The organism is Serratia nevei, assembly GCF_024160145.1.
Taxonomy (GTDB): Bacteria; Pseudomonadota; Gammaproteobacteria; order Enterobacterales; family Enterobacteriaceae; genus Serratia; species Serratia nevei_A.
The window spans coordinates 37,816-59,439 of record NZ_JAMYWQ010000030.1 but is presented as its reverse complement, the minus strand read 5'-3'; the positions used below and the strand labels follow the sequence as shown (position 1 = coordinate 59,439).

General features: G+C 61.2%; 17 protein-coding genes. 10 read left to right on the top strand and 7 right to left on the bottom strand.

What is annotated here, in order from left to right; genetic code table 11:
- Positions 1–167: 167 nt before the first annotated feature.
- From accC to acuI, 6 genes are all read right to left on the bottom strand, one after another.
- A complete protein-coding gene (gene accC / locus M6G53_RS18825; RefSeq protein WP_019453177.1) occupies positions 168–1,517 on the bottom strand; it encodes an acetyl-CoA carboxylase biotin carboxylase subunit in 1,350 nt (449 codons plus the stop codon).
- Positions 1,518–1,529: 12 nt separating this feature from the next.
- A complete protein-coding gene (gene accB / locus M6G53_RS18820) occupies positions 1,530–1,994 on the bottom strand; it encodes an acetyl-CoA carboxylase biotin carboxyl carrier protein (protein ID WP_253333699.1) in 465 nt (154 codons plus the stop codon).
- A gap of 32 nt (positions 1,995–2,026) precedes the next feature.
- Positions 2,027–2,479, bottom strand: a complete 453-nt coding sequence (aroQ, locus tag M6G53_RS18815; protein WP_004936891.1) for a type II 3-dehydroquinate dehydratase — start codon at positions 2,477–2,479, stop codon at positions 2,027–2,029.
- A gap of 254 nt (positions 2,480–2,733) precedes the next feature.
- A complete protein-coding gene (gene msrQ, locus M6G53_RS18810; protein ID WP_016930241.1) occupies positions 2,734–3,333 on the bottom strand; it encodes a protein-methionine-sulfoxide reductase heme-binding subunit MsrQ in 600 nt (199 codons plus the stop codon).
- Positions 3,334–4,335: a protein-methionine-sulfoxide reductase catalytic subunit MsrP gene (gene msrP, locus M6G53_RS18805; protein ID WP_253333697.1), complete on the bottom strand. Its 1,002-nt coding sequence runs from the start codon at positions 4,333–4,335 to the stop codon at positions 3,334–3,336.
- A gap of 155 nt (positions 4,336–4,490) precedes the next feature.
- Positions 4,491–5,468 carry an acrylyl-CoA reductase (NADPH) gene (gene acuI / locus M6G53_RS18800; protein WP_253333695.1) on the bottom strand — a complete coding sequence of 326 codons (978 nt, stop codon included), beginning with the start codon at positions 5,466–5,468 and terminating at the stop codon, positions 4,491–4,493.
- A gap of 205 nt (positions 5,469–5,673) precedes the next feature.
- Here acuI and csrD point away from each other — a divergent pair, with 205 nt between their 5' ends.
- The 10 genes from csrD to M6G53_RS18750 all read left to right on the top strand — a co-directional run bounded on the left by csrD (position 5,674) and on the right by M6G53_RS18750 (position 19,849).
- Positions 5,674–7,608: an RNase E specificity factor CsrD gene (gene csrD, locus M6G53_RS18795; RefSeq protein ID WP_253333693.1), complete on the top strand. Its 1,935-nt coding sequence runs from the start codon at positions 5,674–5,676 to the stop codon at positions 7,606–7,608.
- A 413-nt stretch (positions 7,609–8,021) separates the two neighbouring features.
- Positions 8,022–9,065: a rod shape-determining protein MreB gene (gene mreB / locus M6G53_RS18790; RefSeq protein ID WP_003855260.1), complete on the top strand. Its 1,044-nt coding sequence runs from the start codon at positions 8,022–8,024 to the stop codon at positions 9,063–9,065.
- A gap of 94 nt (positions 9,066–9,159) precedes the next feature.
- A complete protein-coding gene (gene mreC, locus M6G53_RS18785; protein ID WP_253333691.1) occupies positions 9,160–10,179 on the top strand; it encodes a rod shape-determining protein MreC in 1,020 nt (339 codons plus the stop codon).
- Positions 10,176–10,664: a rod shape-determining protein MreD gene (gene mreD / locus M6G53_RS18780; protein ID WP_004936918.1), complete on the top strand. Its 489-nt coding sequence runs from the start codon at positions 10,176–10,178 to the stop codon at positions 10,662–10,664. Before mreC ends, mreD begins: the two co-directional genes overlap by 4 nt.
- Before the next feature lie 10 nt (positions 10,665–10,674).
- The gene (locus M6G53_RS18775) at positions 10,675–11,259 is read left to right on the top strand and encodes a Maf family protein (RefSeq protein ID WP_253333689.1); all 585 of its coding nucleotides are present in this window, start codon (positions 10,675–10,677) and stop codon (positions 11,257–11,259) included.
- 38 nt (positions 11,260–11,297) lie between these two features.
- Positions 11,298–12,767: a ribonuclease G gene (rng, locus tag M6G53_RS18770; protein WP_253333688.1), complete on the top strand. Its 1,470-nt coding sequence runs from the start codon at positions 11,298–11,300 to the stop codon at positions 12,765–12,767.
- Positions 12,768–12,854: 87 nt separating this feature from the next.
- Positions 12,855–16,658 (top strand): AsmA2 domain-containing protein YhdP, encoded by a 3,804-nt coding sequence (gene yhdP, locus M6G53_RS18765; RefSeq protein WP_253333686.1) that lies wholly within the window; start codon positions 12,855–12,857, stop codon positions 16,656–16,658.
- Positions 16,655–17,515: a deaminated glutathione amidase gene (gene nit1 / locus M6G53_RS18760; protein ID WP_253333684.1), complete on the top strand. Its 861-nt coding sequence runs from the start codon at positions 16,655–16,657 to the stop codon at positions 17,513–17,515. The genes yhdP and nit1 overlap by 4 nt, the downstream gene beginning before the upstream one ends.
- 7 nt (positions 17,516–17,522) lie before the next feature.
- A complete protein-coding gene (gene tldD, locus M6G53_RS18755; protein WP_253333682.1) occupies positions 17,523–18,968 on the top strand; it encodes a metalloprotease TldD in 1,446 nt (481 codons plus the stop codon).
- Positions 18,969–19,075: 107 nt separating this feature from the next.
- Positions 19,076–19,849, top strand: coding sequence for a CDP-diacylglycerol diphosphatase (locus tag M6G53_RS18750; protein WP_436286535.1), 774 nt, complete (start codon positions 19,076–19,078; stop codon positions 19,847–19,849).
- Here M6G53_RS18750 and M6G53_RS18745 read toward each other — a convergent pair.
- On the bottom strand, positions 19,842–21,521 hold the full coding sequence (locus tag M6G53_RS18745; RefSeq protein WP_253333678.1) for a PglL family O-oligosaccharyltransferase: 1,680 nt from the start codon (positions 21,519–21,521) through the stop codon (positions 19,842–19,844). The two genes, M6G53_RS18750 and M6G53_RS18745, sit on opposite strands and share 8 nt — an antisense overlap.
- Positions 21,522–21,624 lie beyond the last annotated feature (103 nt).

Sequence of the window (21,624 nt, the reverse complement as noted above, 5' to 3'; positions counted from 1 at the left end):
AACGTAAAGGCCTTCATTCTGCCGGAAAAAAGAAAGCACCGAAGATATGATCGTTCGGTGCTTTATGTTCCGCCTAAATATCCATTCAGCTATAAGTCACGTGAGGCTTAAGTGAACGGCATTAGGTGATTAACCGGCCTTTCGTCAGACGATGCTGCGTGCCTGCCTTAGGTTTCCTGCAGGCCCAGCTTCTTCTCCAGATAGTGGATGTTGGTGCCACCGTGCTGGAAGTTTTCGTCGTTCATGATCTTCTGCTGCAGCTCAACGTTGGTTTTGATGCCGTCGATGATCAGTTCAGCCAGGGCGTTTTTCATGCGGGCAATCGCCACGTCACGGTTTTCGCCGAAGGTGATCAGTTTGCCGATCATGGAGTCATAGTACGGCGGTACGGTATAACCGGCGTAAATATGAGACTCCCAACGCACGCCGAAACCGCCTGGCGCGTGGAAGCGGGTGATCTTGCCCGGGCTCGGCAGGAAGGTGTTCGGATCTTCGGCGTTGATACGGCATTCTACCGCGTGGCCGTGGATCTTCACTTCTTCCTGTTTGATCGACAGCGGCTGACCGGCAGCGATGCGCAGCTGCTCTTTGATCAGATCCACGCCGGTGATCATTTCGGTAACCGGGTGCTCTACCTGAATACGGGTGTTCATTTCGATGAAATAGAACTCGCCGTTTTCATACAGGAACTCGAAGGTGCCCGCACCGCGGTAGCCAATTTCTACGCAGGCTTTCGAGCAGCGTTCGCCGATGTAACGGCGCATTTCGCTGGTGATGCCCGGTGCCGGTGCTTCTTCAACCACTTTCTGGTGGCGACGCTGCATGGAGCAGTCGCGCTCGGCCAGATAGATGGCGTTGCCCTGGCCGTCAGCCAATACCTGAATCTCGATGTGGCGCGGATTCTCCAGGTATTTTTCCATATATACCATGTCGTTGTTGAAAGCCGCTTTGGCTTCCGCTTTCGTCATGTTGATGGATTGCTCAAGGTCTTTGTCGCTGCGCACGACGCGCATGCCGCGGCCGCCGCCGCCGCCGGACGCCTTGATGATCACCGGATAGCCGATGCGCTTGGCGAAGGCACGGTTTTTATCCATGTCATCGGTCAGCGGGCCGTCGGAGCCTGGTACGCACGGTACGCCGGCTTTCTTCATGGCATTGATCGCGGAAACCTTGTCGCCCATCAGGCGGATGGTTTCGGCTCTCGGGCCGATGAAGATGAAGCCGGAGCGTTCAACCTGCTCGGCGAAGTCGGCGTTCTCGGACAGGAAGCCGTAGCCCGGGTGGATCGCCACCGCGCCGGTAATTTCTGCCGCCGAGATGATGGCCGGGATGTTCAGGTAGCTTTTTACCGATGGCGCAGGACCGATGCAGACGGTCTCGTCGGCCAGCAGCACGTGTTTCAGATCGCGGTCGGCTGCGGAGTGAACCGCAACGGTCTTGATGCCCAGTTCTTTACAGGCACGCAGGATGCGAAGCGCGATCTCGCCGCGGTTGGCGATAACAATTTTATCAAGCATGGGGGCGCCTCGTTATTCGATGACGACCAGCGGCTCGTCATATTCGACCGGCTGGCCGTTTTCCACCAGGATGGCTTTCACGACGCCGGACTTGTCCGCTTCGATCTGGTTCATCATTTTCATGGCTTCAACGATGCACAGGGTATCGCCGGCGTTCACTTTCTGGCCCACTTCCACGAAGGCTTTCGCGTCCGGGCTTGGGGTGCGGTAGAAGGTGCCTACCATTGGAGAACGAACGACATGGCCACTCATGGCCGCCGGTGCCGCAGGGGTTTCTGCCGCAGGAGCGCTGGCAACGGCAGTCGCCAGGGCAGGCTGCTGCGCCGGCATCGCGTATGCCTGCTGCATGACGGGGTAAGCCTGCGCCGGTGCGGCACGGCTGATGCGAACCGATTCTTCGCCTTCAGAAATTTCCAGTTCAGAAATGCCTGACTCTTCAACCAGTTCGATCAGTTTCTTGATTTTACGAATATCCATGAGTGTGATTCCGTACTCTTTTTGTGGAGCAATTAGTGGGTTTTCGACAGACGGTTAACCGCTGCCTGTAAAGCGAAAGCGTAGCCATCCGCACCGAGGCCGCAAATCACGCCTACCGCTACGTCCGAGAGATAAGAGTGATGGCGGAAAGGCTCGCGAGCGTGCACGTTGGACAGGTGGATCTCGATGAACGGGATCTGTACCGCCAGCAACGCATCGCGTAGCGCCACGCTGGTGTGCGTGAACGCCGCCGGGTTTATCAGAATGAAATCGGTGTTGCCGCGCGCCTGATGGATGCGATCGATCAGTTGATGCTCGGCGTTGGATTGCAGATGGCTCAGGGTAATATCCAATGCGGATGCCTGGTTTTCCAATCCGTTAACAATCTCTGTCAGCGTCGTGCTGCCGTACTTCTCCGGCTCACGCGTCCCCAGCAGATTGAGATTGGGGCCGTTCAGAAGCAAAATGTGAAACTTATCCGCCATTGTGCTGGTATCTCCGGCAATAAAACCATCATCGTAGAAAATAACCCGATGTTACCGATTTGTCACCTGTTAAGGGGCAAATTCACCCTGAGAACAGAAACAAGGTCGGGCATTATAACGATATCGTAGCAATTCGCAGCTAAATACTGGTCTTATCAGCGAAGATATTCAACCCCAAATCGACGAACCTGGGGGTCCGTGACAGGAATATGAGCGCTGGAACACAGAAAAAGTTCCCGCCGGCGGCGTGCGACTCAGCGCCACCAGGCGCGGAATTTCTTGTAACGCAGGCCCAACAGCGCCACCGCCAGCAGCGCGTAGATGAACGGCTGGGGAGAAAACGTTTTGACCGACCACAGATAGTGGATGGGGGCGAGGATCGCCGCCAGATAAACGAAGTTATGCAAAGTTTGCCATTTGGCACCCAGCTTGCGCATCGCCCACAGCGTCGAGGTGGCCGCCAGCGCCAGCAGAATCAGCCAGGTGAGGATGCCGAGCGTCAGATAAGGCCGGTTCACCAGCTCGCTGCCCAACAGGCCGAGGTTGCTCAGCCCCAGTTCCAGCGTGGAGTAGCTTATCAGGTGCAGCGTACCCCAGGCAAAACACCACAGCCCCACCAGACGGCGGCAGCGGATCAACAGCGGCTGGCGGGCGTAGCGCGCCAGCGGGGCGATAGCCAGCGTGGCCAGCAGCAGTTTCAGCGTCATCCTGCCGGTAAAATGCTGGATGTCCTTGGACGGATCGGCGCTGAACCAGCCTTGATCCACCGCCAGCACCAGCCAGAGAAAGGGCAAGAACGCCGCCAGATGCAGGGCGGCTTTCAGCCATTTGATATGAACGGGCGTCAGGCGCACTTAAAAATTCTCCCGCAGATCCATGCCGCGATACAGCGACGCCACCTGGTCGGCATAGCCGTTGAACAGCAGCGTCGGTTGGCGTTTGACGTCGAGGATACCGCCGGAGCCGATGAAACGCTCGGTGGCCTGCGACCAGCGCGGATGATCGACGTGCGGGTTCACGTTGGCGTAAAAACCGTACTCGTTCGGCGCGGATTGGTTCCAGGTGGTCGGCGGCTGATCGCGTACCAAACGGATATGCACGATCGATTTGATGCCTTTAAAGCCGTATTTCCACGGTGTGATCAGCCGCAGCGGCGCGCCGTTTTGCGGCGGCAGGGTTTTGCCGTACACGCCGACGGTCAGCAGCGCCAGCGGATGCATCGCCTCGTCCAGCCGCAGCCCTTCGACGTAGGGGTATTTCAGGCCACCGCCGATAAAGCGATCTTTCTGGCCGGGCATCTGCTCCGGATCGTACAGCGTCTGGAAGGCCACGTAGCGCGCGTTGCTGTTCGGCTCGGCCAACTTGAGAAGCTTGCCCAGCTCGAAACCGATCCACGGTACCACCATCGACCAGGCCTCGACGCAACGCATGCGGTAAATGCGCTGTTCCAGCGGGAAACGCTTCATCAGATCGTCGATATCCAGCGTTATCGGCTTCGCCACTTCGCCGTCGATGCGCACTTTCCAGCCTTCGGTTTTCAGCCCGCCGGCGTTGGCGGCCGGATCGGCTTTGTCGAGGCCGAACTCATAGAAGTTGTTGTAGCCGGTGACCTTGTCTTCCGGCGTCATCGCCAGCAGGGCCTGCCAGGCGGCCGGTTTGCTGAATGCCAGCGCTTTGCCCGGCGGCGCCTTGGGGCGATCGTTACCCTTGAACCACGACAGCAGGTCCGCCCGTGCGCCGTTAGGCAGCGCCAGCGTAGCGGCGGTGATGCCGAGCGCCTGCAGCACCTTGCGCCGCTGGTGGAACACGCTCTCCGGCGTAACGTCGGCCTCGGTCAATTTGGGGTGTTTGTTCATGCTTAATTCTCCGCAACGGATCCCCGCCGCCAGCGGGCGGCTAACGGGTCTCTATGCAATAAGCATGGCGCTAAAGCCGACAGGAAGCGAGGGAACGCGGGAAAATATGAAATTTCGCAGAAGCGAGCAAACCCCCCGTTGCCGGGGGGAGACGGTCAGCGGATTTTCACCAGGGTGCGGCCGGTGATTTGGTTGTTCAGCAGCGCGGCGGCGGTGGCCGGCGCCTGTTCGAGGGGGATTTCGTGCGTGGCCTGCTGATAGAAGCTGTCCGGCAGAATGCCGGCCAGCCGTTCCCAGGCGGTTTGGCGGCGATACAGCGGCGTATGCACCGAATCCACACCCTGCAGGCGCACGTTGCGCAGAATGAACGGCATCACGGTGGTCGGCAGCTGATAACCGCCCGCCAGGCCGCAGGCGGCGACGGTACCGTTATAGTTCATCTGCGCCAGCACCCGCGCCAGCAGTTTGTCGCCGACGGTATCCACCGCGCCGGCCCACAGCTGCTTCTCCAGCGGACGCGGCGTGTCGATATAGCCATCGCGCGACATCACCTCTTTGGCGCCGAGCGCTTTCAGGTACTCGGTATTGCTGTCGCGGCCGCTGATGGCGGTCACCCGGTAACCCAGCGCCGCCAGCAGGGCGATGGCGGTGCTGCCCACGCCGCCGCTGGCGCCGGTGACCAGGATATCGCCGTCGTCCGGGTGTACGCCGCCTTCCTCCAGCGCCATGACGCACAGCATGGCGGTAAAGCCGGCGGTGCCGATGATCATCGCCTTGCGCTCATCCAGGCCGTTCGGCAGCGGCACCAGCCATTCGCCCGAGACGCGCGCCTGTTCGGCCAATCCGCCCCAGTGGTGTTCCCCCACGCCCCAGCCGGTGAGCACCACGCTTTGCCCCTCTTTGAAGCGATCGTCGCGGCTGTGGCGCACGGTGCCGGCGAAGTCGATGCCCGGCACCATCGGGAAGTTGCGCACGATCTTGCCTTTGCCGGTGATCGCCAGCGCATCCTTATAGTTCAGGCTGGACCAGTTGATGTCGACGGTGACATCGCCTTCCGGCAACCGATCGCTGCCGATATCTTTGATATGAGCCAGAGTTTGGTCGTCTTGTTGTTCCAATAACAGTGCACGCATGTCACTCTTCCTCTCGTTTACACTTTTCTATTCAATGGCTGAATCATATTTATTTGACTATATGCATAATAAGCGGCCCAAGTCCTGATAAAGGACAAAAATGGCGCTTGCAGGTTTTTTTCCTCGGCAAGGCTTGTTAGGGTTGACCAACCCCTTTTCGTTAAGGGGTGAACACTCACTTAACCATAGCGGACAAGGCACAGGGATGCGATTTACCACCAAACTCTCTGCATTGATCACTCTGTTGGTCGCGCTGGCGATGTTTCTGATGCTGATGGGATGCTCATACAGCTTCTTTTACGTTACCCAGGATCGCCAGGAGCGCCGCTTTGATTCGCTGGTCACCTCTCTCGATCAAGCCATGTTGCGCGAATCGCCGCGCGATCAGGAAAAATGGCTGCCGCTCGTCATGCGTCCGCTGGGCATCGTGTCGATCAGCGTAGAGGCCGGCTCCAGTAAGCTCCTCGACTATAAATTGCCGACGCTGAAAAAAGAGCCCTGGGATGCGCTGAACGGCTATCGTCAGGTTTCGCGGCCGCTGTTGCAGCACCCGGGCAGCATGCTGCACATGACGTATCTCGATCCCTTCGCCAGCGACGTGCGCACGCTGCAATCCACCGCCGCCGTCACGCTGTCGATCGTCGTGATGGTGGTGATTTTGCTGTTCAGCCTGCGCTGGCTGCGCGAACAGGCCGACGGCGAAGATCGCCTGGAACGCCGCGCCCGGCGCATTCTGAACGGCGAGCGTGAAAACGTCATGCAGGGCGACGTGCGCGAATGGCCGGCCAACGTCAGCGGCGCGCTCGACCGCCTGTTGGCGGATCTGGCGGAAGCGCGGGAAGAGCGCAGCCGGGTCGACACGCTGATCCGCGCCTTCGCCGCGCAGGACGCCAAAACCGGGCTGAACAATCGCCTGTTCTTCGACAACCAATTGACCACTCAGCTGGAAGATGAAGGTTCGCACGGCATCGTGATGATGGTGCGGCTGCCCGATTTCGATACCCTGCGCGACACGCATGGCAGCGTAGCGGTACAAGAGCTGATGTATTCGCTGGTCAATCTGCTGTCCACCTTCGTGATGCGCTACCCGTCAGCGCTGCTGGCGCGCTATTTTCACAGCGATTTTACCGTGCTGTTGCCGCATCGTACGCTGAAGGAGGCCGACGGCATCGCTTCACAGCTGGTCAACGCCATCGACGCCTTGCCTTCCACGGCGCTGATCGATCGCGAGGCCTTCCTGCATATCGGCATCGTGGCGTATCGCAGCGGCCAAACCACGGAGCAGGTGATCGACTTCGCGGAACAGGCGACGCGCCACGCCACGCTGCAGGGCGAAAACGGCTGGTACGTGTACGACAGTCAGGTGCCTGAAAGGGGGCGCGGCAGCGTCAAGTGGCGCACGCTGCTGGAACAGGTGTTGGCGCGCGGCGGCCCGCGCCTGTATCAGAAACCGGCGGTGACCGTGGAAGGTGAAGTGCATCATCGCGAGATCATGAGCCGGATCTATGACGGCTCCCAGGAATTGCTGCCGTCGGAGTATATGCCGTTGGTGCAGCAGCTGGGGCTGGCGGAGAGTTACGATCGCCAACTGGTGAGCCGCGTCATCCCCTTGCTGGCGCAGTGGCCTGAGGAAACCCTGGCGTTCCCGCTGTGCGTGGACTCGATTTTGCAGCGTTCTTTTCAGCGCTGGCTGCGCGATACGCTGTTACAGTGCGAAAAAAATCAGCGTCGGCGAATTCTGATTGAACTTGCGGAGGCAGATGTGTGTCAACATATCGACCGTTTGCGTCCGGTGCTGAGGTTGTTGTCAGGGCTGGGTTGCCGCCTTGCGGTGTCCAAAGCGGGGTTAACCGTGGTCAGTACGTCCTATATCAAGTCGTTGCAGGTGGAGATCGTCAAGCTCCACCCGGGGTTGGTGCGGAGTATCGACAAGCGGGATGAAAACCAGCTGTTCGTGCAGAGCCTGACCGGCGCCTGCGCGGGCACGCGCGCGCAGGTGTTCGCCGCCAGCGTACGCACGCGCAGCGAGTGGCAGACGTTGAAAGAGCGTGGGATCCACGGCGGGCAGGGCGACTTTTTCGCGTCGCCGGAACCGATCGACGTGGGGCGTAAAAAATATTCACGTCGTTATCGTGTTTAAGCTGATTGCCGGACAAAAATTGACGTAGAATGAGCACCGGCTCCATCTGGGCCATGTCACCCGTCATTTTGGAGTTTTCTCCAATCTGCCTGCGACAACGACGCCTATTTGAGATAGGCTCTTGTCAGCTTTTATCTGGTTGGCGTTGGTGGGTGCTTACCATCGGCGACAATCAGGGAATATGTTAGATTTTATGAGCTGTGTTACGCCGTTTCGTGCGTTGACAGGGTGGTAAACTGAGCCTTTGTTCAGGGAATTCAGGCCTCATCCAATTTCCGTGCATTCGAGCAGAAACAATACAGACTATTTTTCACCGAAGTAGAACGTTTTTGCGCCTTGTCGCTGCTTCGTGTGGTTGGTAAAGTAGGCGGATTTTATTTTCCGCCCCCAGCTTGCAGGATTATCCTTTCGTTATGTTTAAGAAATTTCGTGGCATGTTTTCCAACGACTTGTCCATCGACTTGGGTACCGCCAATACCCTGATTTATGTTAAAGGGCAAGGCATCGTACTGAATGAACCTTCGGTGGTTGCCATTCGCCAGGATCGTGCCGGCTCCCCAAAGAGCGTAGCGGCCGTCGGTCATGACGCCAAACAGATGCTGGGCCGCACCCCCGGCAACATCGCGGCTATTCGCCCGATGAAAGACGGCGTGATCGCCGATTTCTTCGTGACCGAAAAAATGCTGCAGCACTTTATCAAACAGGTTCACAGCAACAGCTTTATGCGCCCAAGCCCGCGCGTGCTGGTCTGTGTGCCGGTCGGCGCGACTCAGGTTGAGCGCCGCGCTATCCGCGAGTCCGCCCAAGGGGCCGGCGCGCGTGAAGTGTTCCTGATTGAAGAGCCGATGGCGGCGGCGATCGGCGCAGGTCTGCCGGTCTCCGAAGCGACCGGTTCCATGGTGGTGGATATCGGTGGCGGTACCACCGAAGTGGCGGTGATCTCGCTGAACGGCGTGGTGTACTCCTCTTCCGTGCGCATCGGTGGCGATCGCTTCGATGAAGCCATCATCAATTATGTGCGCCGCAACTACGGCTCGCTGATCGGCGAAGCCACCGCCGAGCGCATCAAGCACGAAATCGGTTCTGCCTACCCGGGCGACGAAGTGCGCGAAATCGAAGTCCGCGGCCGTAACCTGGCCGAAGGCGTACCGCGCGGCTTTACCCTGAACTCCAATGAAATCCTCGAAGCCCTGCAAGAGCCGCTGACCGGCATCGTCAGCGCGGTGATGGTGGCGCTGGAGCAGTGCCCGCCAGAATTGGCCTCCGACATTTCCGAACGCGGCATGGTCTTGACCGGCGGCGGTGCGCTGCTGCGCAACCTCGATCGCCTGCTGATGGAAGAGACCGGCATCCCGGTCGTGGTGGCGGAAGATCCGCTGACCTGCGTAGCGCGCGGCGGCGGCAAGGCGTTGGAAATGATCGACATGCACGGCGGCGATTTGTTCAGCGAAGAATAGTCAGCCCCTGGAGGGAGGAATCGTATCGGATGAATGCGCACAGCGAGAATCGGGTACGGTTCCTCTTTCTGTTGTCGAGGAACTCGCATAATTTATGAAGCCGATCTTTAGCAGGGGGCCTTCCCTGCAACTGCGACTTTTTTTGGCGGTGATTGCGGCCATTGGCCTGATCGTTGCCGACAGCCGGCTCGGCACGTTCGTGAAGATACGCAACTACATGGACACCGCAGTCAGCCCTTTCTATTTTCTGGCCAACGGGCCGCGTAAAGTTTTGGACAGCGTGTCAGAAACGCTGGCCACCCGCCAACAGCTGGAGCTGGAAAACCGAGCTCTGCGGCAGGAACTGCTGCTGAAAAACAGCGATATTCTTCTTCTTGGCCAATTCAAGCAGGAAAACGCCCGCTTGCGCGAGCTGCTGGGTTCGCCGCTGCGCCAGGACGAACACAAGATGGTCACCCAGGTGATTTCCACCGGTTCCGATCCGTATAGCGATCAGGTGGTGATCGACAAAGGGTCGGATAACGGCGTCTATGAAGGCCAGCCGGTGATCAGCGATAAGGGCGTGGTCGGCCAGGTGGTGGCGGTGGCGAAAGTCACCAGCCGCGTGCTGCTGATCTGCGATGCCTCGCACGCGCTGCCGATCCAGGTGCTGCGCAACGATATTCGGGTGATCGCCGCGGGCAGCGGCTGCGCCGACGATCTGCAGCTGGAGCACCTGCCGAACAACACCGATATCCGCGTGGGCGACGTGCTGGTCACCTCCGGCCTCGGCGGCCGCTTCCCGGAAGGCTATCCGGTGGCGGTGGTCTCCTCGGTCAAGGTCGACAACCAGCGCGCTTACACCGTGATTCAGGCGCGGCCGACCGCTGGTCTGCAGCGCTTGCGCTACCTGCTGCTGCTGTGGGGCGCCGATCGCAACGGCGACATGCCGCTGCCGCCGGACGAAGTGCACCGCGTGGCCAATGAACGCCTGATGCAGATGATGCCGCAGGTGCTGCCGCCTGCCGGTTCTGTTGGGCCGCAGCTGCCGGCCCCGGCTACCGGCGTGGCGCCGCAACCCGCCGCTCCGGCATCAGCCCAACCTCAGCCTGCCGCGGCGGGAGTGGTGCAATGAACAGCTACCGCAGCCACGGGCGCTGGATAATCTGGCTGTCGTTTCTGGTGGCGCTGGTGCTGCAAATCATGCCGTGGCCGGAGCAGATCTACATGTTCCGGCCTTCCTGGCTGGTGCTGATCCTGATCTACTGGGTGATGGCCTTGCCGCACCGGGTCAACGTCGGCACCGGCTTCGTGCTGGGGCTGATCATGGATCTGATCCTCGGCTCCACGCTGGGCGTGCGCGCGCTGGCGCTGGGTATCATCGCCTATCTGGTGGCGTTCAAATTCCAACTGTTCCGCAATATGGCGCTGTGGCAACAGGCGCTGATCGTCGTGCTGCTGTCGCTGTCGATGGACGTGGTGGTGTTCTGGGCTGAGTTTTTAGTGATCAACGTCTCTTTCCGCCCGGAGGTGTTCTGGAGTAGTGTGGTAAACGGCATTTTGTGGCCGTGGTTATTCCTGTTGATGCGCAAAATCCGCCGTCAGTTCGCCGTACAGTAAGGATATATCAATGACTTCGCTTTATCTGGCCTCCGGCTCCCCGCGTCGACGTGAACTGCTGAGCCTGCTGGGCGTATCGTTCGACATTCTGCTGACGCATACCGAAGAGCAGCGCCGGGAAGGCGAAGCCGCAGAAGCCTATGTGCGCCGCCTGGCGCAGGACAAGGCCAAAGCGGGCGTGGCGCTGGCGCAGGAAGACCGGCCGGTGCTGGGCGCCGACACCATCGTGGTGCTCAACGGCCGGGTGCTGGAGAAGCCGCGCGACGAAGACCATGCGGCGGAAATGCTGGCGGCCCTGTCCGGCAAACAGCATCAGGTGATGACGGCGGTGGCAATCGCCGATCGCCACGACGTGCGCTGCCAACTGGTGGTGACCGAGGTAACGTTCCGCAGCCTGTCACAACAGGATATCCGCGACTATATTGCTACGGGCGAACCGATGGACAAGGCGGGCGCCTATGGCATTCAAGGAAAGGGTGGTTGTTTCGTCAGAACGATAACCGGGAGTTATCACGCGGTGGTCGGTCTGCCGCTGGTCGAAACACATGAGCTGCTCAGTAATTTTGTCGCATTACGTGATGTAAGAACCGGTTGATGGGCGCTGCCATTATCGACCGGCTCTGAGGAGAAGGCATGACAGCTGAGCTACTGGTTAATATCACACCGTCTGAAACGCGGGTCGCCTATATCGACGGCGGCATTCTGCAAGAGATCCATATCGAACGCGAAGCCAAACGCGGCATCGTCGGCAATATCTATAAAGGGCGCGTCAGCCGCGTTCTGCCGGGGATGCAGGCGGCGTTCGTCGACATCGGCCTGGACAAGGCCGCCTTCCTGCACGCCTCCGACATCATGCCGCATACCGAATGCGTCGCCGGCGATGAGCGGAAAAACTTCCACGTGCGCGACATCGCCGAGCTGGTGCGCCAGGGGCAAGACCTGATGGTGCAGGTGGTGAAAGATCCGCTCGGCACCAAGGGCGCGCGCCTGACCACCGATATCACGCTGCCTTCGCGCTATCTGGTCTTCATGCCGGGCGCGGCGCACGTCGGCGTTTCGCAGCGCATTGAAAGCGAAGCCGAGCGCGAACGCCTGAAATCCATCGTCGCGCCGCACTGCGATGAACTGGGCGGTTTTATCATCCGCACCGCGGCGGAAGGCATCGGCGAGGAAGAGCTGGCGCAGGACGCCGCGTTCCTCAAGCGCCTGTGGACCAAGGTGATGGAGCGCAAAAAGCGCAACCAGACCAAATACAAGCTGTACGGCGAGCTGGCGCTGGCGCAGCGCATCTTGCGCGATTTCGCCGGCGCGGCGCTGGATCGCATCCGCGTCGATTCGCGGCTGACGCACGATCTGCTGGTGGAGTTTACCGGCGAGTACATCCCGGACATCACCAACAAGCTCGAGCTCTATACCGGCAGCCAGCCGATTTTCGATCTGTATGATGTGGAAAACGAGATCCAGCGTGCGCTGGAGCGCAAGGTGGAGCTGAAGTCCGGCGGCTATCTGATCATCGATCAGACCGAGGCGATGACCACGGTTGACATCAACACCGGTGCCTTCGTCGGCCACCGCAACCTCGACGAAACCATTTTCAATACCAACATCGAGGCGACGCAGGCCATCGCGCGCCAGCTGCGGCTGCGCAACCTGGGCGGCATCATCATCATCGACTTTATCGATATGAACAACGAAGAGCATCGCCGCCGGGTGCTGCACTCGCTGGAGCAGGCGTTGAGTAAAGATCGGGTAAAAACCACGATCAACGGCTTCTCTCAGCTAGGCTTAGTTGAAATGACGCGTAAACGAACGCGTGAAAGCATTGAACATGTGCTCTGTCACGATTGTCCTACTTGCAATGGGCGCGGCACCGTGAAAACGGTGGAAACCGTGTGCTACGAGATCCTGCGCGAGATTGTGCGCGTGCACCATGCTTACGATTCCGATCGCTTCCTGGTGTACGCTTCGGCGGCGGTCGGCGAAGCGCTGAAGAGCGAAGAGTCGCATGCGCTGGCCGAAGTAGAGATCTTCGTCGGCAAACAGGTGAAGGTGCAGATCGAACCGTTGTACAGCCAGGAGCAGTTCGACGTCGTCATGATGTAGCCCGTCCGACATCGTAAGGGCCCGGCACGCCGGGCCCGTCAGTGCATAGATATTCCCGTTGCCAGGCAGCGGAGCAAGGAGAACTGCGTGAGGCGACTGCCTGGGATTCTGTTAGCAACAGGCGCCACCCTAATCGTGATTGTGGCGCTGCTGATCAGCGGGCTGCGCCTGATGCTGCCGAAGCTGAACGACTACCGTCCCCAGCTGCTGGTGCAGCTGGAGAAGCTGTCCGGCGTGCCCGTGCAGATGGATTTCCTGCAGGGCAGTTGGGAAACGTTCGGCCCACAGCTTGAAATACGCAACCTGAGCGCCACGCTGCCCAAAAGCGATGTGCATATCGAACGCGTGACGCTGGCGCTGGACGTATGGCAGTCGCTGCTGCACTGGCGCTGGCAGTTCCGCGATCTGACCTTCTATCAATTCCGGCTCGATCTGAACGCTACGCTGAGTGGCAACCGGCAGGGCGAAGGCCTTGAGCCGGGCAAAATCAGCGATCTGATGCTGCGCCAGCTCGATCATTTCGATCTGCGCGACAGCCGCATTTCATTCCTGACGCCCGCCGGCGCGCGCGCCGAGTTCGACATTCCTCAGCTGACCTGGCTCAACGGCCGCGATCGCCACCGCGCCGAGGGGCAGATCAGCCTGTCGACGCTGAACGGCCAGCACGGCGTGGTGCAGCTGCGCATGGACCTGCGCGATAATCAGGGCCTGCTGGACACCGGCACGGTCTACCTGCAGGCCGATAACATCGACATGAAACCCTGGTTTACCCGCTGGCTGCGCGCCAACACCGGGCTGGAAAGCGCCGACTTCAGCCTGGCGGCCTGGCTGCAGGTGCAGAACGGCGAGATCGCCGGCGGCCAGGCGTTGCTTAAACAGGGGACGGCCAACTGGGATACCGGCGCCGCGCAGCACCGGCTGGACGTAGACCATCTGGCGCTGTCGCTGCGCCGCCAGGGCACCGGTTGGCAGCTCGACGTGCCGCAGCTGCGGTTGAGCACCGACGGCCAGGCCTGGCCGCAGGGCACACTTTCCGCGCTATGGCTGCCGGAAAACACCGAGTTCATGGGGCCGGCGCAGAATGAAGAGCTGCGGGTGCGCGCGACTAACCTTCAGCTGGAGCGCCTGTCGGCGCTGCTGCCGACCTTCTCGTTCCTCAGTCCGGACGTGCTCGATCGCTGGAACGATCTGCAGCCGCAGGGGACGATGGAGGCCTTGGCGCTCGACATTCCGTTGAACCAGCCGGAAAAGAGCCGTTTCCAGGCGCTGTGGCGCGATGTCAGCTGGCAGCGTTGGGAACTGCTGCCGGGCGTCAACCACTTCTCCGGGGCGTTGAGCGGCGGTGTGGAGAACGGCCGCCTGACGCTGGGGCTGGCAGGCAGCACCTTGCCTTACGGCGACATGTTCCGTGCGCCGCTTGAAGTCAGCAGCGCGCGCGGCGCGCTGACCTGGCGTTATAACGATCGGGGTTGGGAGCTGGCGAGCCAGGGGTTGGACGTCAAGGCGAAGTCGCTGTGGGTCAACGGCGATTTCCGCTATCAGCAGCCGGCCAAGGGCGAGCCGTGGCTGAACATTCTGGCGGGCATCCGCCTGTATGACGGCGCCGACGCCTGGCGCTATTTCCCGGAACCGCTGATGGGCAAGCATCTGGTGGACTATCTGAGCGGCGCTATTCAGGGCGGCCAGGTGGATAACGCCACGCTGATTTATTCCGGCGATCCGCAGCACTTCCCGTACCGTAAAAACGAAGGGCAGTTTGAAGTCTTCGTGCCGCTGCGCCACGCCACCTTCCAGTTCCAACCGGGCTGGCCGGCGCTGACCGATTTGGCGATCGACCTCGACTTCGCCAACGAGGGGCTGTGGATGCATGCGCCACAAACCCGGTTGGGCAAGGTGGCGGGCAAAAATATCAGCGCGGTGATCCCGGATTACCTGAAAGAGCGGCTGCTGATCGACGCCGAGGTGGCGGGCGCGGGCAGCGACGTGCACGACTACTTCATGCAAACGCCGCTGCACGATTCGCTGGGGGCAGCGCTGGATCAGCTGCAGATTGGCGGTGATGTCAGTGGGCGCTTACATCTCGAGATTCCCCTGGACGGCGAGCAGGTCAGAGCGACCGGTGAAGTGGCGCTGAACAATAACTCGTTGCTGATCAAGCCGCTGGATAGCGAACTGCAAAAGCTCAGCGGCAAGTTCCGCTTCGACAACGGCAACCTGCAAAGCGACCCGCTGTCGGCCAACTGGTTTGGGCAACCGGTGGCGGTCAACTTCACCACTCAGGAAGGCGAGCGCGACTACAAGATCAACGTCGGCCTGAAGGGGGACTGGCAGCCGGGCAAGTTCCCCGGCCTGCCGAAAGAGGCCACCGACGCGCTCAGCGGCAGCGCGCCCTGGCAGAGCCAGGTGGCGATCACGCTGCCGCATCAGGGGTCGGCCAGCTACGATATCGGCATCGACGCGGATCTGAGGAAAGTAAGCAGTCACTTACCTCCGCCGCTGGACAAAGCGCCGGGCGAGGCGCTGCCGGTGAACGTCAAGGTCAAAGGCGGCCTCAACGGCTTCATGCTGACCGGCAGCGCGGGCAAACAGAATCGTTTCAACAGCGAATGGCGCTTCGACAAGCAACGGGTGAACCTGGCGCGCGCCGCCTGGCAAACCAACGGTGGCGGTACGCCGCCTTTGCCGGCCGGCAAGTCGATGACGCTGACCCTGCCGGCGCTGGACGGCGAGAAGTGGCTGGCGCTGCTGGCACCGGCGCTGAAACAGGGCGGCGCCAGCGGTCAGGTGGGCGGCTTTAGCTTCCCCACCACCGTGGCGCTGACCACGCCGCAGCTGCTGTTGGGCGGCCAGGCCTGGCATAAGCTGACGCTGTCGGCCGAACAACAGCTTGGCGCCACCGTGGTGAGCGCCAAAAGCGACGAGCTGGTCGGCAGCCTGCGGGTGGCCGATCGCGGGCCGTGGCGTGCCGACATCAATTACCTGTATTACAACCCGCAATTCCCTGAGACGAAAAGTGCGGCGGGTACGGCGCCGCCGCCAACGGAGAAAGTGTCTTTCCGCGACTGGCCTTCGCTGATGCTGCGCTGCAAATCGTGCTGGGTGCTGGGGCAGAACTTCGGCAAAGTCGAGGCGGATCTGAGCAATCGGGGGGATACCCTGACGCTGGATCACGGCCTGGTCGACACCGGCAAGGGGCGCATGAGCGCCACCGGTCTGTGGAAACAGAACGCGCAGGAAGAACGCAGTTCGCTGAAAGGCAAACTGCTCGGCGGCAAGATCGATGAGACCGCGGCCTTCTTTGGCATCACCATTCCGCTGAAAGGCGCGCCTTACGACGTGGATTTCGATCTGTACTGGCATGGCACGCCGTGGCAGCCACGGGTCGATACGCTGAGCGGCGCGCTGCAGGTCAAGATGGGCAAGGGCGAAATCGAGAGCATGGGCGGTGGCCGCGCCGGTCAGTTACTGCGACTGGTCAGCTTCGACGCCCTGCTGCGCAAGCTGCAGTTCGATTTCAGCGATACCTTCGGCAAAGGCTTCTACTTTGATTCCATCCGCAGTACCGCCTGGCTGAAAGATGGCATAATGCATACAGATAATCTATTGATCGACGGCCTGGCGGCGGACATCGCCATGAGCGGCCAGATCGATCTGGCGCGCCGCCGCATCGATATGGAGGCGGTGGTGGCGCCGGCGATTTCGGCGACGGTCGGCGTGGCCACGGCGTTTGTCGTCAACCCGATCGTCGGCGCGGCGGTATTTGCCGCCTCGCAGGTGTTGGGGCCGCTGTGGAGCAAGATTTCGCTGATTCGCTACCATATCGGCGGCGATCTCGATCAGCCGAAGATCAACGAGGTACTGCGTAAGCCAAAGGAGGATAAGGCGTCATGAGGAATGCTAACGTTGCGTTGTTGCAGTTGTGCAGTGGCGATCAGGTGCGCGATAACCTGGCCCAGATTGAACAGCAGATCAAACAGCTCAATGCCGGGGTAAAACTGGTCATGACGCCGGAGAACGCGCTGCTGTTCGCCAACTCCGCGGCCTACCGCCAACAGGCGGAAAAACAGGGCGACGGTCCGCTGCAAAACGCAGTGCGCGAACTGGCGCGCCGCTATGGCGTGTGGTTGCTGGTGGGCTCGATGCCCCTGATCAGCCGTGAAAACCCGGAGCTTATCACCACCAGCAGCCTGTTGTTCGACGAGCAGGGCGAGCTCCGCGCCCGTTACGACAAGCTGCATATGTTCGATGTGGACATCAACGACGCGCACGGCCACTACCGCGAGTCGGATACCTACCAGCACGGGCAGCACCTGACGGTGGTGGATACGCCGGTCGGGCGTTTGGGCATGACCATATGCTACGATCTGCGCTTCCCCGCGCTGTTCCAGGCGCTGCGGGCACAGGGCGCCGAACTGATTTCGGTGCCGGCGGCCTTTACCCGGGTCACCGGCGAGGCGCATTGGGAAATTCTGCTGCGCGCCCGGGCGATCGAGAACCAGTGCATGATCCTGGCGCCGGCGCAGGTGGGGCGCCACGGGCCGACCCGCCGCACCTGGGGCCACTCGCTGGCTGTCGACGGCTGGGGCAAGGTGCTGGCCGAGAACCCGGACGCCGTGGCGGCGCTGAAGGTGCGCGTGGACACCGCTAGCCTGCAAACGTTGCGGCAACAGATGCCGGTATTGCAGCACAACCGATTCCAGACGTCGCTGACGGCGCCGTCTGACAAGTTATCCTCCAATCAAGAGTGAAACCATTATGAGCCTGACGTTTGTCAGTGAGCAGTTACTCGCTACCAACAAGCTGAGTCATCAAGACCTGTACAAGGTACTGGGTCAACTGGCAGAACGCCGTATCGATTACGCCGATCTCTATTTCCAGTCCAGCTATCATGAAGCCTGGGTGATCGAGGACGGCATCATCAAGGATGGCTCTTACAATATCGACCAGGGCGTCGGCGTGCGCGCCGTCAGCGGTGAGAAAACCGGCTTCGCCTATGCCGATCAGATCACCCTGAATGCGCTGCAGCAGAGCGCCCAGGCAGCGCGCAGCATCGTGCGCGAGCAGGGCGACGGGCGAGCGCATACCCTGGGCGAGATCGGCTATCGGGCGCTGTACCCGCTGCTCGATCCGCTGCAAAGCCTGCCGCGCGAAGAGAAAATCGCCCTGCTGCACCGGGTCGACAAGGTGGCGCGCGCCGCCGATGCGCGGGTGCAGGAAGTGAACGCCAGCATCACCGGCGTTTACGAGCAGGTGTTGGTGGCCGCCACCGACGGCACGCTGGCGGCGGACGTTCGCCCGCTGGTGCGCCTCTCCGTCAGCGTGCTGGTGGAGCAGGACGGCAAGCGTGAGCGCGGCTCCAGCGGCGGCGGCGGCCGTTTCGGCTATGACTACTTCCTGGAAACCGTCGACGGCGACGTGCGCGCCGATGCCTACGCCAAAGAAGCGGTACGCATGGCGCTGGTCAATCTTGGCGCAGTGGCCGCGCCGGCCGGCAATATGCCGGTGGTGCTGGGGGCCGGCTGGCCGGGCGTGCTGCTGCACGAGGCGGTGGGCCACGGTCTGGAAGGCGACTTCAACCGGCGCGGCACCTCGGTGTTCAGCGGCCATATGGGCGAGCGGGTGGCTTCGGAACTGTGCACCGTGGTGGATGACGGCACCCTGCAAGGGCGGCGCGGTTCGCTGGCGATCGACGACGAAGGCGTACCGGGCCAGTACAACGTGCTGATCGAAAACGGCGTGTTGAAAGGCTACATGCAGGACAAGCTCAACGCGCGGCTGATGGGCGTCGCACCAACTGGCAACGGCCGCCGCGAGTCCTACGCGCACCTGCCGATGCCGCGCATGACCAACACTTACATGCTGGCGGGCCAATCGACGCCGGAAGAGATCATCGCCAGCGTCGAGTATGGCCTGTACGCACCGAACTTTGGCGGCGGCCAGGTGGACATCACCTCCGGCAAGTTCGTGTTCTCCACCACCGAAGCCTACCTGATCGAGAAGGGCCGCATCACCAAGCCGGTGAAGGGGGCGACGCTGATCGGCTCCGGCATCGAGGCGATGCAGCAGATCTCGATGGTCGGCAACGATCTGGCGCTCGATAAAGGCGTGGGCGTGTGCGGCAAGGAAGGGCAGAGCGTGCCGGTGGGCGTCGGCCAACCGACGTTGAAACTGGATACGCTGACCGTCGGCGGCACGGCGTAATCTTTCCTCAAGGGGCCATGCATTGGCCCCTTAATCATTCCCCATTTTGCGTTTTTTCTCGCCCGCACAAGAAGAGCTGTGCGGCGATGATACCGAGAAAGATGATGATGGCGTGCTTTGGTGTGTCTACCCGGCGTTGGCTGCTGTTGCTGGGCGTTCTGTCCCTGACGGGCTGCGCCCGTTCCGATGCCCTGTGGGGCGTGGTCGATAAGCTCTGCATGGCCAACTATCAGCAAAAGCGCGATCCGGCCCCGTGTGAGCAGATTTATATGCCGCAGGGGAAAGCGCAGGGCTTTAGCGTGCTGCAAAATCCGCGTTATCCCTATCACTTCATTCTGGTGCCGACGGCGCCGCTTGCCGGCATCGAAAGCCCGCAGCTGCTGGAGGGGGAACGGACGGACTATTTTGGCTATGCATGGCTGATGCGTTACCGGCTGGCCGCCGAGTATGGCGGGCCGGTGCCGGACGATATGTTGGGCATGGCGATCAACTCCGCTTACGGCCGCAGTCAGAACCAATTGCATATTCACCTGACCTGTCTGCGCGAAGATGTGCGGCGTCAATTGCAGGCGGAACGCCCCTATATTCAGGAACAATGGCGGCCTTTGCCGGATAAGCTGTTGCGCCACACCTACTATGCCCGCCGCGTGATGCAACCGACCGCGATGGGTATCTACCCGATTAAGGACGTCGCGCAATATTTCCATTTGTCGCCGCAGCAGCTGGCGGAATATGGCGTGGTCGTCGTCCCGACCACGTTTGCCGGCCGGCAAGGGTTTATCTTGCTGGCCTCGAAACGCGGCTGGGACGTTGGCAACCGCGCCTCGGTAGAATCGCTGCTGGATAAAACGTGCGCGATTTTGCCGCGTTTACCTACCTGAACCGCGCATCCCGCGCGAACAGGAAAGTGGCCTCCCGCAGGCGAGCGTCGGCTTCCGCCTGAGCGCCCTGATAACGCAGGATCATGATCAGCGTGGCATAGACGTTGGCGTCGATGCGGCGCTGCAGATAGGCGTTGGCCCACTGCCGATAGCCGGTCAACAGGGCATCATCACGCGTTTGGTTATAGACCAGCAGCGCGTGAGATTGCTCGTCGAAGGTTTTGCGCTCCCGGTAGATCCAGGCGGCGGGCGGCGGCATTTGCTCGATGCTGTCGATGGTGGCCAGCAGGGTGCGCTCCGATTGGGTGAGCGCCATACGCCCTTGCCAGGCGAAGACTGCCATCACCAACACGCCGATCGCGGCCATTGCCACCGGCAGGCTCAGGAGCCTGGCGAACGGCAGCGGGCGGGGTTCGCCGGTTTGGCCGTCCAGCAGCGCCAGCAGCAGCAGAAACGCCAGCCAATGCGGCGCAGACAGATAGAAGGGGTATTCCAACTGGGTGTGCACCAGCATTGGCAGCAGCACCAGGAACAGGCCGACGCGCGCACCGGCCGGCTGTTCACGATCCCGTTGCCAGGCGCGTTTCAGCAGCAGCGCGCCGGCGACGAGGATGATAACGATCCCCGCCAGCGCCGGCAGGCCGCCCTCGACCCACCACAGCAGGATTTCATTGTGCGGATGGCCGGCGACTTCCAGCACGTCTCGCCAGGGCATTGTCTGCAAACGGAAGTGGGCGAAACTGTATTCAAAGCCGCCGTAGCCCCAGCCCAGCAGCGGTTTGGCCAGGATCATGGCGCCGACATCATGCAGCATGGTCAGGCGCGCGCTGTTGGAAAGCTCCCGACCGATCAGGCCCGCGCGGCCATCGAGGCCGGAGCCGGTGAACAACACAGTGAGACCGATCGCCACACCCAGCAGCAGCGCCCCCACGGCCCAGCGGCTTGTGGCCGGGTGCCGGCGGGCAAAACGCCACAGCAGCAGCGCCGCCGCCAAGGCGCCGCCCAGCCAGGCGGCGCGTGATTGGATCAGCACCAGCAGGGCGGAGAAAATGGCCAGCAGCGCGAGCAGCGGGAGTTGCCGCCGCGTCGGCGCGCAGAGGGGGGCAAGCAGCAGCCAGAGCGCCAAAGCCAGCCCGGTGGCGATAAAACTGCCCAGTACGTTCGGTTGCTGAAAGACGCCGTAGACCCGGCCACCGTTGGGGATCACCCAGGCCAGCGTAGGGGCGAACAGCTGCAGAGCCGCCAGTAGCGCCTGCACGCCGACGGCGAACAGCAGGCCGTACAGCAACAGGTCGCGCTGCCGGGCGGTTAGACGCAGCTGCAGGCAGGCGACATAGAACAGCCAGCCGCCGAGCAAACCGGCGCAGCGCCACAGGGCGTCTTCGCGCCACTCGGGGCGGGTATACAGCAGCGGCAGCGCCAACACGGCGATGCCGAGCAGCAACAGGCGAGCGGTAGGTGTAAGCGAAAGACGGGCACGGCCAAGGCAAACGGTGGCGGTCACTATCAGCGTGGTGAGTGCCATGGCGCCCCAAGCCAGAATGTTTTGCGGCAGCGCCAGGCCACCGCCGCCCATGTTGGGGTGATAAACCGGCAGGATCACCGCCATCCAGATCAGCAGCAGGGGCAGCACGGCGAGAATCGGTGCGTTAATGGTGGTTTTATCGGTCATGGTTAACCCGCCATGTCGCGATATCGATTATTGAATGCATGTTTTGAGGATTCCCTATCCTTATCCTGATGTTTAAATTCGCTGAAGCGTCAATGCCTGAAAT